The organism is Methylomonas koyamae (assembly GCF_019669905.1).
GTDB lineage: Bacteria > Pseudomonadota > Gammaproteobacteria > Methylococcales > Methylomonadaceae > Methylomonas > Methylomonas koyamae.
Window position 1 is genome coordinate 1,942,795 of the sequence record NZ_AP019777.1, and the last position, 14,534, is coordinate 1,957,328.

The 14,534-nt window shown below is 55.8% G+C and carries 17 protein-coding genes; 13 read left to right on the forward strand and 4 right to left on the reverse strand.

Annotated elements, in window-relative coordinates:
• Window positions 1-79 precede the first annotated feature (79 nt).
• Window positions 80-460: a PilZ domain-containing protein gene (locus MKFW12EY_RS09165; protein WP_054762973.1), complete on the forward strand. Its 381-nt coding sequence runs from the start codon at window positions 80-82 to the stop codon at window positions 458-460.
• Window positions 450-635 carry a YbdD/YjiX family protein gene (locus MKFW12EY_RS09170; RefSeq protein WP_054762972.1) on the forward strand — a complete coding sequence of 62 codons (186 nt, stop codon included), beginning with the start codon at window positions 450-452 and terminating at the stop codon, window positions 633-635. Before MKFW12EY_RS09165 ends, MKFW12EY_RS09170 begins: the two co-directional genes overlap by 11 nt.
• 6 nt (window positions 636-641) lie before the next feature.
• On the opposite strand, the gene MKFW12EY_RS09175 is transcribed toward MKFW12EY_RS09170, so the two are convergent.
• The 3 genes from MKFW12EY_RS09175 to MKFW12EY_RS09185 form a co-directional block, all read right to left on the reverse strand.
• Window positions 642-1,889, reverse strand: a complete 1,248-nt coding sequence (locus MKFW12EY_RS09175; protein WP_221054406.1) for a hypothetical protein — start codon at window positions 1,887-1,889, stop codon at window positions 642-644.
• A gap of 69 nt (window positions 1,890-1,958) precedes the next feature.
• Complete coding sequence (locus MKFW12EY_RS09180) at window positions 1,959-2,303, reverse strand: hypothetical protein (RefSeq protein ID WP_221054407.1); 345 nt, start codon at window positions 2,301-2,303, stop codon at window positions 1,959-1,961.
• Window positions 2,304-2,398: 95 nt separating this feature from the next.
• Entirely contained in the window at window positions 2,399-3,277 is an 879-nt protein-coding gene (locus MKFW12EY_RS09185; RefSeq protein WP_064023499.1) for an HDOD domain-containing protein, read from the reverse strand.
• Window positions 3,278-3,354: 77 nt separating this feature from the next.
• Here MKFW12EY_RS09185 and prmB point away from each other — a divergent pair, with 77 nt between their 5' ends.
• From prmB to kdsB, 8 genes are read left to right on the forward strand one after another with little or no spacing between them, the layout of a single operon-like run.
• Window positions 3,355-4,284 carry a 50S ribosomal protein L3 N(5)-glutamine methyltransferase gene (prmB, locus tag MKFW12EY_RS09190; protein ID WP_054762971.1) on the forward strand — a complete coding sequence of 310 codons (930 nt, stop codon included), beginning with the start codon at window positions 3,355-3,357 and terminating at the stop codon, window positions 4,282-4,284.
• Window positions 4,285-4,286: 2 nt separating this feature from the next.
• Window positions 4,287-5,375, forward strand: a complete 1,089-nt coding sequence (gene aroC, locus MKFW12EY_RS09195) for a chorismate synthase (protein ID WP_054762970.1) — start codon at window positions 4,287-4,289, stop codon at window positions 5,373-5,375.
• A complete protein-coding gene (locus tag MKFW12EY_RS09200) occupies window positions 5,376-6,533 on the forward strand; it encodes an MFS transporter (protein WP_054762969.1) in 1,158 nt (385 codons plus the stop codon).
• A gap of 35 nt (window positions 6,534-6,568) precedes the next feature.
• Entirely contained in the window at window positions 6,569-7,183 is a 615-nt protein-coding gene (locus tag MKFW12EY_RS09205; protein WP_054762968.1) for a MotA/TolQ/ExbB proton channel family protein, read from the forward strand.
• Window positions 7,183-7,617: an ExbD/TolR family protein gene (locus MKFW12EY_RS09210; protein ID WP_054762967.1), complete on the forward strand. Its 435-nt coding sequence runs from the start codon at window positions 7,183-7,185 to the stop codon at window positions 7,615-7,617. Before MKFW12EY_RS09205 ends, MKFW12EY_RS09210 begins: the two co-directional genes overlap by 1 nt.
• A complete protein-coding gene (gene lpxK, locus MKFW12EY_RS09215; protein WP_054762966.1) occupies window positions 7,614-8,618 on the forward strand; it encodes a tetraacyldisaccharide 4'-kinase in 1,005 nt (334 codons plus the stop codon). Before MKFW12EY_RS09210 ends, lpxK begins: the two co-directional genes overlap by 4 nt.
• Entirely contained in the window at window positions 8,611-8,802 is a 192-nt protein-coding gene (locus MKFW12EY_RS09220; RefSeq protein ID WP_221054408.1) for a Trm112 family protein, read from the forward strand. The genes lpxK and MKFW12EY_RS09220 overlap by 8 nt, the downstream gene beginning before the upstream one ends.
• Window positions 8,799-9,569: a 3-deoxy-manno-octulosonate cytidylyltransferase gene (gene kdsB, locus MKFW12EY_RS09225; RefSeq protein WP_221054409.1), complete on the forward strand. Its 771-nt coding sequence runs from the start codon at window positions 8,799-8,801 to the stop codon at window positions 9,567-9,569. Before MKFW12EY_RS09220 ends, kdsB begins: the two co-directional genes overlap by 4 nt.
• A 72-nt stretch (window positions 9,570-9,641) precedes the next feature.
• Here the strand turns inward: kdsB and MKFW12EY_RS09230 are convergent, their stop codons facing one another.
• Complete coding sequence (locus MKFW12EY_RS09230; RefSeq protein ID WP_157199476.1) at window positions 9,642-9,905, reverse strand: hypothetical protein; 264 nt, start codon at window positions 9,903-9,905, stop codon at window positions 9,642-9,644.
• 262 nt (window positions 9,906-10,167) lie between these two features.
• Here MKFW12EY_RS09230 and MKFW12EY_RS09235 point away from each other — a divergent pair, with 262 nt between their 5' ends.
• The 3 genes from MKFW12EY_RS09235 (at window position 10,168) to MKFW12EY_RS09245 (ending at window position 14,485) form a co-directional block, all read left to right on the forward strand.
• Window positions 10,168-11,232 (forward strand): hypothetical protein, encoded by a 1,065-nt coding sequence (locus MKFW12EY_RS09235; protein ID WP_221054410.1) that lies wholly within the window; start codon window positions 10,168-10,170, stop codon window positions 11,230-11,232.
• A gap of 25 nt (window positions 11,233-11,257) precedes the next feature.
• Window positions 11,258-13,804, forward strand: coding sequence for an Ig-like domain-containing protein (locus tag MKFW12EY_RS09240; protein WP_221054411.1), 2,547 nt, complete (start codon window positions 11,258-11,260; stop codon window positions 13,802-13,804).
• 132 nt (window positions 13,805-13,936) lie between these two features.
• A complete protein-coding gene (locus MKFW12EY_RS09245) occupies window positions 13,937-14,485 on the forward strand; it encodes a cohesin domain-containing protein (protein ID WP_221054412.1) in 549 nt (182 codons plus the stop codon).
• The last annotated feature ends 49 nt before the right edge of the window (window positions 14,486-14,534 follow it).

Genomic DNA, 14,534 nt, shown 5'->3' on the forward strand with positions numbered 1-14,534 from the left:
GGCTGAAAACGCGGATCAATTGTGCCGTCCGGAGGTTTGTGCCTATACTCTGGCAAACCGAACACAGGAGTACAGATTCGTGCAAAACGAAAACCGCAGCAGAATACGTTTTAATCCGGCCGGATTGGTCGCGCATATCATTATCGATCCGCCGCCGCCGGGCGGAGAAATCGTGATCGACGGCCAAGTGGTGGACATGAGCTACAGCGGGATCAAGATTCGTTTGCGCGAGCCTTTAGGCCAGTCTATCGAAGAGGCCGAATTGCGCATCTCGATCATCTTGCCGGAGTCCGGCGTGCCGGTATCGATCCACGGCACGATCAAGCACATTCAGCAAGAACACGAATGCGGCTTGCAATACGACGCCGACAGGCACCAGGAGCACGAGCTGGACGATTTGATGTTCGAGTGCGTCAAATTCGCGCCGCACGCCGATGCGGAAAACGCTGATGAAATTTAATCCGCAGGCGTGGCTGCAGCTCTGGCGCAATTTGAACGGCGACGCGGCCTATCAACGCTACTTGCGGCATTGGCAGGCCGAGCACGCCGGCCAACAGGCCGAACCGCTCAGCCGCAAGGCTTTTTTCGCCGCCGAAACCCGGCGCAAATGGAGCGGCGTCAAACGCTGTTGCTGAGGCCCGTCAATCGATGGTCTGGATCCAATGGCAACGTTCATTGACGACGGGCGCGGTTTGGTCGTTGGCGATACCTTTGGCGATCATCGCCACCACACGCTCGTCGGTATCGTAGCCGATGTGGGCATCCATCGGGTTGGCCAGCTTGCCCAAGCCGAACGCGTCGTACACCCGGGCCACGTTGATGTTGATGTTGGTGACGTTAATGCACAGCCGCGAGTCCAGATACTTGTTGACGAAGTCGTGCGGGATCGCATAACTGAGTAAATCATTGGGGTCGCTGAACGCAATCACCGACGTTTTCGCCAATATCCGTTCGCCGTATTTGGCGCCGTCGCTGTTGCAATAGGCGTCGGGTTGATTGGCGACTTCCGGCAGGCTGCGCCCCAACTGCAACATCGGCAGTTGGTTGGACATCATGTAGATCGGCACTTCCTTGTTTTTCAGGACATTGGTCAACGCGGTGTAATAGTTGGCGGTGTCGCCGTTACTCAGTTTCGACGCCAGATGCTGCAGGCCGTCGATGGTGATCCGGCTGCCCAGGCTATGGGAAACGAAGGCGTAACTGTCGTTGTAAAACGGTGTGACGTTCTTGGTGGAGCAGCTTTGCTGCACATCGTCCGGCAGGCTGTTCCAGTCGCCTTGTATCATCCAGCAAAACGACTGGGCGAAGGCCGACAAAATGTCTTCGCGTTTCTCGCCCAGGTAAATGATCGGGTCCGGGCCGGTATCGTTGGAGAACTTCTTCAACAAGTCGTTGACCTCGGCCCGGCGGAATGACTGCTCGCCGGAATTGTCGTAAGACAAAACTTCCTTGTCCTTGGCGCTGATCTCGGACCAGGTCAGTTCGTAGAACAGCATTTCCTGGGTCCGGTCGGCGTTCAGATAGCGGTTGATGCGCAAATTGCCCAGCGGCCGCTCCGGGCCTTTGGCGTCGGTCAAACGGATGTTTTTCACATTCCGGGAAGTGACGGTCAGGTCCAATTCCTTTGCCAACTTTTCCATAAACTGGGTGGAATAGCCCGGCAAATGGTTGCCGACGCCGTGCACCATCAACAATTTCATTTTCCGGTTGGCGATTTCCAACTGCGGTTTGATGCCGCCGAATTTTTCGCCTTTGATCTCGCAGATGCGGGTATCTTCTTCTTCCTGTTTTTCCAGGATGGCTTCGGTGATGCCTTTGCCGATACTGGCGCAGCCGGACGATAACAGTGCCAGCGCCAATAGCGGCAGCTTCAGTTCAAGTATTTTCATGTGTTGCGTTTACGGGCAGGGTTGCTTGGTTGTTGCCGGCTGCGGGCTGGGGTTGCCGCGCCGGGTGCGCTATTTATCCAGCTTTTTCTTCGCGGCGTCGGCCTGGGCGCCGACTTTTTCCACGATTTCCCGGTATTTGGCTTGGGCCTGGTTGGCGCTGTCGGCGATGGTGGCATTATCGGCGTTGGCCTCCTTGATCATGCACTCGAAATAATCGCGCGACTTTTGTTGCCAGGTGTTGATTGCGGCAATGCTCTTATTGAAGGCGTCGACATCGCTGTCGTCGACGACCGGCGTTTCCGGCGGCGCACCGCATGCGGCGGGAACCCAGGTACCGTTACCTAGAGTGCCGGCTGTCGTCATGCTGCTGGATATTGCCAGCAGGGCGGTGGTCGCTAAAACGGTAATTTTCATTCGCTGTCTCCATGGCGGATTTAAACGGAAGTTTGCCGGCGGGATTATTCCGCAACCCGTCGCCAAAGCCAATCGCCGCAACCAAAAACGGCGGATTAAGTCAGCATTTGCCGGATGTGTTCGATCTCGTCTTTGGCCTGGTCGAGAATGTTGATGCTGAGATCGGCGTCCAGGTTCCCGGCCGCCAGTTTTTTGTAGGCCGGCAGTTCGTCCATCTTCGGCATTTGTTTGACGTCGACTTTGCCGATGAAACTGTGCAGCTGCGAAATCATCACGATGTCGCTGTAGCTGGCCGAGGCGCCGCTGTCGCGCCGCCAGTTTTCGGCGTGGATGACCACGTCTTCGAAATCGGCCGGAAAATCCCATTTGCGCACGATCTGCACCCCGATCGGGCTGCGCAACTCGCGTACGGCTTCGGCCAGGTCGCCCGGATTGTCGAGAATGTCCGGCTGGCGGTCGGCGTAAGCCAGGATCGGCACCACGCCGATGTCGTGGATCAGGCCGGCCAGCATGGCCCGGTCCGGATCGAAGCCGGGCGTCTTGTGCGCGAGTACCGCGCTGATCGCTGCGACGTAACTGCTGTGGGCCCACAGCTCCTGCATTCTGCGGCGGATCACCGGCGAGCGGGCATTGAACACGGCTTTCAAGGCAAAGGCGGTGATGATGTCCTGGGCCGCTTTCAAGCCCAGCCGGGTCAAGGCTTCCGGGCAACTTTCGATGCGGCGTCGGCCGCGGTAGAGCGGGCTGTTCGAGATCTTGACCAGCCGGGCGGTGATGCTGGGATCGATTTGGACCACGCGGGCGATCTTGTTGCTGTTGGCGCTGGGTTCGTTGATCGCGCGGCGGATTTTCAGCGACACGTCCGGAATGGTCGGCAAGGCCAGCGAATCGGATTGCATGTATTTGAAGCAATCCTGGTACAAGCGGTTTTTCGCCAGCTTGGCGCTGAGCGGATGGGTTGCGGCCTCGGTCATGGACATTGCTTTATTCGGACAAGCGGCAGGGGTTTGGTTTAAAATCCGCCGCTGCATTTTTTACACACGGATACGCTATGACTATAACAGGCCCGGATGTTATTACAACCCTGAGCAGCATTCGAGATTACATCCGCTGGGCCGCCAGCCGCTTCGCCGAACACAAGGTTTTTCTCGGCCACGGTACCGTCACGCCGCTGGACGAAGCGGCAGCAATCGTGTTGCACACGCTGTATCAACCTTACGATCTGGCCGACAGCTATCTGGACAGCGTATTGACCATGGCCGAGCGCCAGCAAGTGGCCGAACTGGTCGCGCGGCGCATCGTCGAGCGCAAGCCGTCGGCTTATCTGACTCACGAAGCCTTGTTTGCCGGTTTGTCGTTTTACGTCGACGAACGGGTACTGGTACCGCGCTCGCCGATTGCCGAATTGATTGCCGAACGCTTCGAACCTTGGGCCGACGAAACCCAGGTATTCAACATTCTGGATTTATGCACCGGCAGCGCCTGTATTGCCATCGCGTGCGCTTACGCCTTCCCGGAAGCGCAAGTCGATGCGGTGGAACTGTCCGACGCCGCGCTGGCCGTAGCCCGCATCAATGTCGACAAGCACCAGTTGGCTGAGCAGGTCGAACTCTACCAATCGGACTTATTCGAAAAGCTACCGGCCAAACCCTACGATATCATCGTCAGCAATCCGCCTTACGTCGCCATTGCCGAATGGGAAAGCCTGCCGCCCGAATTTCATGCCGAACCGGCGTTGGGTTTCAAGGGCGGCGAACACGGTCTGGATTTGGTGTTGCGGATTTTGGCCGACGCCGGACGCTACCTGGCCGAGCGCGGCATCCTGGTGGTCGAAGTCGGCAGTAGCGCCCAGACTTTGCAAGACATGTTTCCGGAAGTGCCGTTCCATTGGCTGGAATTCGAACGCGGCGGCGACGGCGTGTTTCTGCTGACTGCCGCACAAGTTTCCGCTTACCATCAACTCTTTACCAACGCGCTTTAACCATGTCCGGAAATACCATAGGCAAACTGTTTACCGTCACTACCTTCGGCGAAAGCCACGGTCCGGCGCTCGGCGCCATCGTCGACGGCTGTCCGCCGGGTCTCGAGCTGTGCGAAGCCGATTTGCAGATCGATTTGGATCGGCGCAAACCCGGTACTTCGCGCCATACGACCCAACGCCGCGAGGCCGACGAAGTCAAGATTCTGTCCGGCGTGTTCGAAGGCAAAACCACCGGTACGCCTATCGGTTTGTTGATCGAAAACACCGATCAGCGCTCCAAGGATTACGGCAAAATCGCCGAGAGTTTCCGCCCCGGCCACGCCGATTATACCTACCACCACAAATACGGCATCCGCGACTACCGCGGCGGCGGCCGTTCTTCGGCGCGGGAGACGGCGATGCGGGTGGCGGCCGGCGCGATCGCCAAGAAATACCTGTACCAGCAACACGGCATACAAGTGCGCGGTTATTTGTCGCAACTCGGGCCGATCAAGATCGAACAATTCGACTGGAACGAAATTCCGAATAATCCGTTTTTCTGCCCCGATGCCGGCAAGGTCGCCGAAATGGAAAAATACATGGATGCCTTGCGTAAGGAAGGCGAATCGATCGGCGCCAAGATCGAAGTGGTGGCCGGCAACGTGCCGCCGGGCTTGGGCGAGCCGATTTTCGACCGGCTCGACGCCGAATTGGCTTACGCGCTGATGAGCATCAATGCGGTGAAAGGCGTCGAAATCGGCGACGGCTTCGACTGTATCGCCAGCAAAGGCACCCAATTTCGCGACGAAATTACGCCTGAAGGTTTTCTGAGCAACCACGCCGGCGGCATTCTGGGCGGTATTTCCACCGGCCAGGATATCGTCGCCCGCATTGCCCTGAAACCGACCTCCAGCCTGCGTTTGCCGGGCCGCAGCATTAACACCAAGGGCGAGGCTATCGAAGTCGTCACAGAAGGTCGCCACGATCCCTGTGTCGGCATCCGCGCCACGCCAATCGCCGAAGCGATGGTGGCGCTGGTATTGATGGACCATCTGCTGCGCCACCGCGCCCAAAACCTGCACGTCGACTGCGGTTTGCCTGTCTTGCGTTAAATGCCCGTCCCCTATTGGCGGTTATCCGGCTTTTATTTTTGCTATTTCGCCACGCTCGGCGCGTTTCTGCCGTTCTGGAGTTTGTACCTGAAACAGGCCGGTTTCGCTGCCGAGCAAATCGGCGAGCTGACCGCGCTGATGGTGGCGACCAAAATCGTCGCTCCTAACTATTGGGGCTGGCTGGCCGACAAAACCGGCCGCAATCTGCGTTTGGTCCGATTGACGTTGCTGCTGGCGGCGTTGAGTTTTGCCGGATTTCTGCTGCGTAACGATTATCTCTGGTTCGCTCTGGTCACCGTGGTGTTCAGTTTTTTCTGGAACGCGACCTTGCCGCAGTTCGAGGCGGCAACCTTGTTTCATTTGCAATCCGAGCCGCAGCGCTACAGCCACATCCGCTTGTGGGGGTCGATCGGGTTTATCGCCGCCGTGCTCGGCATCGGCCGCTTTCTCGATTATTTCAGTATCGCCAACTTGCCGCTGATCATCGGCGGCTTGATGCTGTCGAACTGGCTGGCGGCGCTGCTGACGCCGGAAGCGCTGCCGCGCGGCGATCGCGGCCAAGCCGGTCCCGGCATCTGGCAGATTTTGTTGCGCGGGGAATTGCTGGCTTTTCTGCTGGTATACCTGTTGCTGCAAGTGGCCCACGGCCCGTATTACGTGTTTTACTCGGTTTATTTGAAGCAACACGGCTACACCGCCACCGAAACCGGCCTGTTATGGGCGACCGGCGTCGCCGCGGAAATCGTGTTGTTTTTGGCGATGCGCCGCCTGCTGAGTTGGTGCCGGCCGCGTAGTCTGTTGCTGTGGGCGATTGCGCTCAGCGTCGTGCGTTGGTGGTTGATCGCCGACGGCGTCGATTCCTTGGCGTTGACCATCGCCGCGCAACTGCTGCACGCCGCTACCTTCGGCGTGGCGCATGTCGTCGCGATGCAGTTGCTGTACCACTATTTCGGCGAACGCCACCAGAGCAAGGGCCAGGCCTTGTACAGCAGCGCCAGTTTCGGCGTCGGCGGCATGGCCGGCAGCCTGTATAGCGGTTATTTCTGGGATTTGCTGGGCGGCCGCGAAGTTTACCTGGTTGCCGCGCTGGTCTGCGGTGTAGCTTGGCTGATCGCCTTCGTCGGCGTGGCTCGGGAATCGCAGCCGAGATTGGGTTAAAATTGGGCCGGTTAATCAACTTGGGATAGGAAACAGTGTTCGAGGTAATCAAAAACGGCGGCTGGATGATGGCGCCGATCATTCTGTGTTCGATCGTGGCGATGGCGATCATCGGCGAGCGGTTCTGGTCGCTGCAACGTAAACGCATCCTCCCGGCCGACCTGGTGCCTTACATCTGGCAATTGCACCGCGAGCACAAGCTCGACGAAGCGACGATTCGCCGGATCAAGCTCAGTTCGCCGCTGGGCCGGATATTGGCCGCCGGCTTGTTGAACCGCAAACACGGCCGCGAGATCATGAAGTCCAGTATCGAGGAAGTCGGCCGCCAGGTCGCCCACGAACTGGAGCGCTATTTGAACGCCTTGGGCAGTATCGCCTCGATCACGCCGTTGCTGGGCCTGTTGGGCACCGTGGACGGCATTATCCGGGTGTTTTCCGACATTGCCGTCGGCGGCATGGGCGATCCGGCGGTATTGAGCGGCGGCATCTCCGAGGCTTTGATCTGTACCGCTTCCGGTTTGACCGTGGCGATCCCGAGCCTGTTTTTTCACCGCTATTTCGAACGCTTGGTCGACGACCACGTGGTACGAATGGAAGAGGAGTCGTTGCGCCTGGTCGATATCATGCAAGGCGCCAGAGAGGACGCGTAATGGAATTTCGCCGCCGCCGCCGGGCTCCGGTCGAGATCGGTTTGATCCCGATGATCGACGTGTTGCTGGTTCTGCTGTTTTTCTTCATGGTGGCGACCACGTTCCGCCACCATTCCGAACTGAAAATCAATTTGCCGGAAGCGCAGGGTAGCGATGCGGCCGAGCCTGGCAAAACCATCAACCTCTATGTCGATGCTAAAGGCGTGTATTCGCTGTCCGGCGAAGACAACCAGTTTCACGAGCTGGTCAACCAAAACCTGGACGGCCTGAAAGCGGCGCTGGCCCAGTTCGCTGGCGAAACCCGGCAATTGCCGTTCATCATCAGCGCCGACGGCAAAGCGCCGCACCAAGCCGTGGTCAGCGCGTTGGACGTGGCCAACCAACTCGGTTTCCACCACATCACCTTTGCCGTCAACCAGCCGGAGAAGCCATGAACAAAAAACTGGTGAAATGGTTCGAAGACGCCTGGTACAGCGAAATGTACATCTCGGCCTGGTTCATGCCGCTATCGATGCTGTACGTCGATGCGGTGCGCCTACGCCGCTTCGCTTATCGGGTCGGCATCAAGAAAAAAACCAAGCTGCCGGTGCCGGTCATTATCGTCGGCAATATCACGGTCGGCGGTACCGGCAAAACGCCTTTGGTGGTGTGGATGGCCGAGTTTCTGCGCCAACAAGGCTACAAGCCGGGCGTGATCAGCCGCGGCTATGCCGGCGCTAAAGACCGGTCCGGCCCGCAACTGGTTACTGCGGAGAGCGATCCGGCCGTGGTCGGCGACGAGCCGGTGTTACTGGCCCGGCGTTGCGGTTGCCCGGTGGCAATCGGCCGGGACCGGCCGGCGGCGGCCAAACATCTGCTGGCAAATCATCACTGCGATGTGATTATTTCCGACGACGGCTTGCAACACTATGCGCTGGAACGCGACATCGAAATCGTCGTCATCGACGGCCAACGCCGCTTCGGCAACGGCTACTGCCTGCCGGTAGGGCCGTTGCGGGAGCCGCCGGAGCGCGTGCGCGAAGCCGATCTGGTCGTGGTCAACGGCGGCGCAGAGCTGCTGGAAGGCGAGTGGGGCATGCAATGCCGCGGCAGCGAATTGGTCAACCTGAAAACCGGCGAGCGCCGGCCGTTAAGCGAATTCCGCGACGGTCGCTGCGATGCGGTCGCTGCGGTGGGTAACCCGTCCCGTTTCTTCAAACAATTGGCCGATGCGGGCTTGGATTGCGAGACTCACGCCTATCCCGACCATCATCCGTTCAGCGCTGCCGATCTGCAATTCAAACAACAGCGGCCGGTGATCATGACCGAAAAGGATGCAGTCAAATGCGCCGGTTTTGCCGGCGACCGGTTCTGGTATCTGCCGATAGCCGCCGAATTGCCGGCGGAGTTTTCTCAACAATTGCTCAAATTACTCAAAGACAAAAACCATGGATAAAAAACTGCTCGATATACTGGCCTGCCCGTTGTGCAAAAGCTCGCTGATTTACGATAAAGACAAGCAGGAATTGATTTGCAAGGCCGACAAATTGGCGTTCCCGGTCCGCGACGGCATTCCGGTCATGTTGGAAGACGAGGCGCGGGAATTGAGTTTCGAAGAAGCCGAAGCCCTGAAAAAATGAGTGCCGGCTTTAAGGTCGTGATTCCGGCTCGCTACGGTTCCACCCGTTTGCCGGGCAAGCCGCTGCTGGACATCGCCGGCAAACCGATGATCGTTCACGTCTGCGAACGGGCTTTGGCCGCGGAAGCCGAGCAGGTGGTGGTAGCGACCGACGACCGGCGTATCTTCGACGCGGTCGGCAATCTGGGGTTGCAGGCAGTGATGACCGATCCCAACCACCAGTCCGGCACCGAACGTATCGCCGAAGTGGCTAGCATCATGGGTTGGGCCGACCAGCAAATCGTCGTCAACCTGCAAGGCGACGAACCATTGATTCCACCGGCTTACATTCGCGATGCGGCACAGGCTTTGGCGGGACAAAACCGGGCCGGCATTGCCACGTTGGCGGCAAAAATTGCGGATGCGGCAGAAATTTTCAATCCCAACGCGGTAAAAGTGGTGTTGGATAAAGACGGCTACGCGCTGTATTTCAGCCGGGCGCCGATTCCGTGGAATAGGGCGACGTTTCCCGACAAGCACGATATCGCCGCCGCGGCCTTACCGCATTTGCGCCACATCGGCATGTACGCCTACACGGTCGGATTTTTGAATCGGTATTGCCAGTGGCCGGCCTCGTCGCTGGAGAGCGTCGAATCGCTGGAGCAGCTCCGGATTTTGTGGCACGGCGAAAAGGTGTTGGTGAAAATCGTCGACAAGACGCCGGAGGCGGGGGTGGACACGGAGGAGGATTTGGTGAGGGTTTCTAGGCGTTTGGCATCAACTAAGTAGTTATGACCACGCGAGTTGCCTCAAAAGAAACCGTGACGGTCTCAAAGTCGTAAAAGAAGGCTTCGTTCTCATTCAACTACTAACGCGAACATAGCCTAAAAGAATGTCATGCCCGGCACCCTTTACCAAAGAGGCATCGATCAATCCGGCATCTCGGAAACCACCAAACAGGTTCTTCGAGAACAGCATGTCAAGCTCAATCCATTTGAGCTCGAAGGCGCCATAGAGCAACAATTGAAACACATCTTTTCGCATATTCAGGCTACCTCTGATGTGACGCAATGACCTTGATTCTTCGGTTGCCTTTCTCCATGAGGCAGCGGATTGTCTATTCAAATTTCCTAAAAACACGCGCCCAAACCGCAATTTCAGTAACGGTTTGCTGGTTGAAAGTTGGTGTCGATATTTTTTACATTTGATGCTGTCACATTATCCTAATTGATCAATATATTATTGATACTTAAAGATATTATCTAATGGCCTGCACTTTGCTTATAAAGCGGATGGATTCAGTGGCTAAGCCCCTGGCCCCGGCCGCTTTGCGCAAAATAAGTCAGCCAGTCGGACCGGGCTTTAACAGACAGGAGATCATTTGTTCATGTTTGGCCTTAAATCGGAGCGTGATAGGCACATAGCTGTTTTGCGCTACCAAATCAGATTAGATATAGAACGATATCGCAGCAATTTCGGATGCTCACTGGCGTTATTAGCTGCTTTCTTGACACCCACCGGGTTGATTGCGGCCGAATTGTCTAATTTTACGGTTACCGATGTCACGACGCGGGCATTTTCAATTGTTTGGGTGGCTGACCAACCGGTTGAGTCCGCCAAAATTAAAGTATTTAACGACGAACAGGGGATATCGGAAATTACCCAGAATGTGTCGGTCAAGTTGGTCAGTCCTAGTGCTGCACTACAGCGGGGAATTGTAAAAATCGATGTTACAGGACTGGTTGCCGAGACGCCCTATTATGTGTCGGGAGAAATTACTGATAGAGCGGGTGCGCTGAGCTCCTTCCCGAAAAATGCAGAACCGCTGTTAGCGGTTCGTACCGCCAAAGAAGCCAATCGTATTGACGGTGACGGCCAATCGATAGCCAATGACCTGATTCGGCAGCCCGTGGCTGACGTAGATGGTAGCTCGGCTGCCGGCGGAACCCTCGTCTTAATCGATGTACCCGCTAAATCCTTATACCCGGTTGCCGCGTTTGTCAATCAAGACCAATCTGGGTCAAGCGTACTTGTCGACTTGAACAACGTGTTTGCAAAATTCAATTCCTCAAGCTTGAAGATCAATCCCGGAGAACCTCTGGAAATTAAGCAGTTTCGGGGGAATGTCTGCGATGAATCAAAACAGGTGTTATCGATTTTTCGGCGCCTGCCTAAGTCCGACGTAGCAGTTAACGCCGCAAAAATTACAGAACTTCAGACCTGCTTCAGCCCGGATGGTAAAGCCACCGATTTTAATTGCGACGGCAATATAGGGTTTGGAGATTTCAACTTATTTTTGGGTAAATTCGGTACTACCAACGACAGCCAATCCCCAAGTTGCAGTTTTAACCGCGACTTTGACCTGAACAACGATAAAACAATCGATTTTGGAGATTTCAATTTGTTTTTATCGGTGTTCGGCAAAGTCGAAAAGCCGGATTCGCAACCCTAGCACAAGCTGGATAAACATAGAGCTCATGGCTGACCTCACTAATAATTACGCTAAATATCTTACTCTTGCCGCTTCTGTCGTTTGTGCCAATTTCGCAATTGCCGACAATGTTGTTGCTAGGCCAGAAATAAAGATACTGCCTGCATTGATCAGACCGGACGCCAATCGAGTGATACGTTTTTCGGTTGGCGTCAGCGACATCGCCGAGCCCGGACTTTCGTCTTTTGCTCTCGACCTGGAATTTTCAGGTCCGATAAACCTGGTTCAAACCATACAAAATCAATCGGCCTCACCGATACCGGCCGATAAAATTACCTGCGCCGCGGGGCTAAATTCCGGATCACCCAGCGAGACGATCATCCCAAACGTATTTGTGCAGCTCCAGTCAGGCTTGGGCGATTTTTTCCTAAGCGGCAAGGGCACTGGGACTGTATTAGCGCTAAAAAATGAATTCAACGGCAGCAGCGCCCGCTACGCTTTTGGTTTGGCGGGTGATGCATCCAAAATCACGCCTAAAACCGGATCGGGCTCGATTATCGAATTCCGTTGCATGGCGGGAGCCAATGTCTCAAATTCCGCGCAGATCGTCGTAACACCCAAATTCATTTTCGGCAACAGCGGCGCCTTGTTCTTGTTCGGTCAGGGCAGTCCGATTGATAGCGGCATAACCGAGGGTGTTATTCGTTTAGCCGAACCCGGAGTAGCGCCGATAGCGCATAACGACGAAGTTAGCTCACGTGTCGGAGAAACGTTGATTATCGATGTCGTGGCGAACGACACGGATACAGAGGACGGTATTCCGACGGGCAATTTGTCCATTAAGTCAGATCCAGTTAATGGTAGTGTGGCCGTTCTTAATCGGCAGATTCGTTACGTACCCGGTTCTAATTTCAAAGGTAGCGATAGCTTCACTTATGCTGTGCAAGACAGCCAGGGACTGGAGTCCAATCCGGCAACGGTACAAGTACATGTGGGAGCTATCAACAGCCCTCCGGTAGCCGAGGACGACCAGGCTAATACCCAAGAAGACTCTGCAGTTACCATCGATTTGTTGGCCAATGATAACGATCCCGACCAGGACTCCCTGGTTTTACAGTCGTTGGGTTCCGCCAGCAACGGTAGCTTGGCGAATAATGGCACTAGCGTGATTTACACGCCTAAGCCAAACTTTCACGGTACCGACAGTTTCAGTTACCAGATAAATGACGGGAACAACGGCACCAGTTCGGCCACCGCCTACATTACCGTGGCTTCGGCCAACGATCTGCCGCTAGCCAATCCGGACCATGCGTCGACGGCAGAAGACCAACCTGTCGTTATAGCGGTTCTCGGGAATGACACGGATATCGACGGCGATTTATTGAGTATTGCCTCGGTGACTCAAGGCAGCCATGGCAGCGTCGAAATTTCCGGTAATCAGCTAAGCTACCGCCCAAATCGCGATTATTTCGGTGCGGATAGCTTTATTTATACAGTTTCGGATGGGAAGGGCGGTTTGGCTCAGGGCAATGTCGCCGTGGTCGTCGCTTCGGTTAACGATGCTCCCGTCGCTAAGGTTCGCGTCCCCCAAAACCAGTTATTGAACCAACAAATCGTTATCGACGGCTCTGGGTCGTCGGACGCGGATTACGATTCCTTGACTTTCCAATGGTCGCTCAAGCCACCGGCGGGCAGCAAAGCCAAACTTAATTTGCTAAACAGCGTTTCGCCGCTATTGACGCCGGATTTGCCTGGCGATTACCAGATAAAACTGGTCGTTACGGATGCAAACGGTGTGAGCGATAGCAGCGAAGCACTCGTCAGTGCCGCCGATCCGTCGCAAGGCAATCTCGCGCCAAATGCGTTGATCGCGTCGTTGCCCAAGGAAGTTCCCGTCAACGTGCTGCTTGATCTGGATGGTGGTCCCAGCGTTGATCCTGATGACGCTCCGAGTCCGCAACTCAGCTTCGCCTGGAAATTGACCAAGGTGCCAAACGGTAGCGCCGCGCAATTGATATCCGCGGGCCAAGCACAAAGTGCATTGGTTCCGGATATCGAAGGCGACTACAGTCTGGAATTGTCGGTCAGCGACGGTGCGAAACAGTCGAAAGCACAAGCCGTTTTCCACGCAACAGTTGGTAACGTGGCGCCTGTTGCCGTTGCCGGAACCGATCAAACCGTTACTAAAGGCGTTCCGCTGCTGGTACGCGGAGCCGATAGTTACGATGCCGACGACGCATCAAATGCGCTTGCGTTCAAATGGACATTGGTTACCGCACCGGCGGGAAGCACGCTAAAAACTGCGCTCCAGGGAGTGGCAGAAAATAGCGAATTGAACCTAACTCCGGATTTGGCGGGAGATTACCTACTACGTTTGGATGTCGCCGATCCGCAAGGCAACGCCGATTTCGATCAGGTACTGGTTACCGCCAGATTGGCCGGCGATCTGGATTTCGATAACGACGTCGATATCAACGATTTGAATCTGTATAAAGCCGCGCCGACCGACATCAACAAGGACGGCGTCGTCAACGTTCTTGATTATCGGGCGGCCACATTACTGTGTACTCGGCCCAAGTGTGCAACGCAGTAAAAGCAATATACGGACAGGCGATTATTGTCAGGCTGACCCAAGCCAATTGCCGCGATAAACCTTTTCATTAAATTTAAGTTACAGCAGACAGGAGCAAATATGTCGAAATTTTCACTTTTAACCGTATCGGGATTGGCTCTGGCACTGAGCGCATTCTCTGCATCGGCAGCCACGCTTTCTGTGGACATGGTTCCCGGCGGAGTCATTGATCAGAATCTGATAATCACCGACAGCCCAAGCTTTAGCGTTAATATCTTGGTAGCGGATGTCGCCGATCTGGCCGGCTTTGAATTCAACCTCGATTTCGACGGCACACTAATTTCAGCGGACTCCATCATCAGCGGCAATCTGTTCGGTGCCGATACCTGGCCGATAACCAGCCAGATCAATGCAAATTCGATCAGCTTTTCCGAGACAACTTTTGCGGCAGGTTTGGAAATAAGCTCGCCGGTCATACTGGCAACCATCAATTTTCAAGCGGTAAGTCCGGGTAGCAGCAGCCTGACGCTGTCGTCCGTGCTGTTGTCCGATTCGCTTGCCGCCAGTATCTCGCCGGTCGGTATCGAAAACGGCGGCGTATATCTGGCCCCGGTTCCGCTGCCTCCTGCTTTTCTGTTGTTTTCAAGCGGCTTAGCCTGGCTTGTCGGTAGATCTCGGCAAAAATCCCTGCAAGTAGCCTAAAGCTCTGAGACCGAAGCCGCCGGCTCGGTCCCCGGCCGGCAAGTTCGGC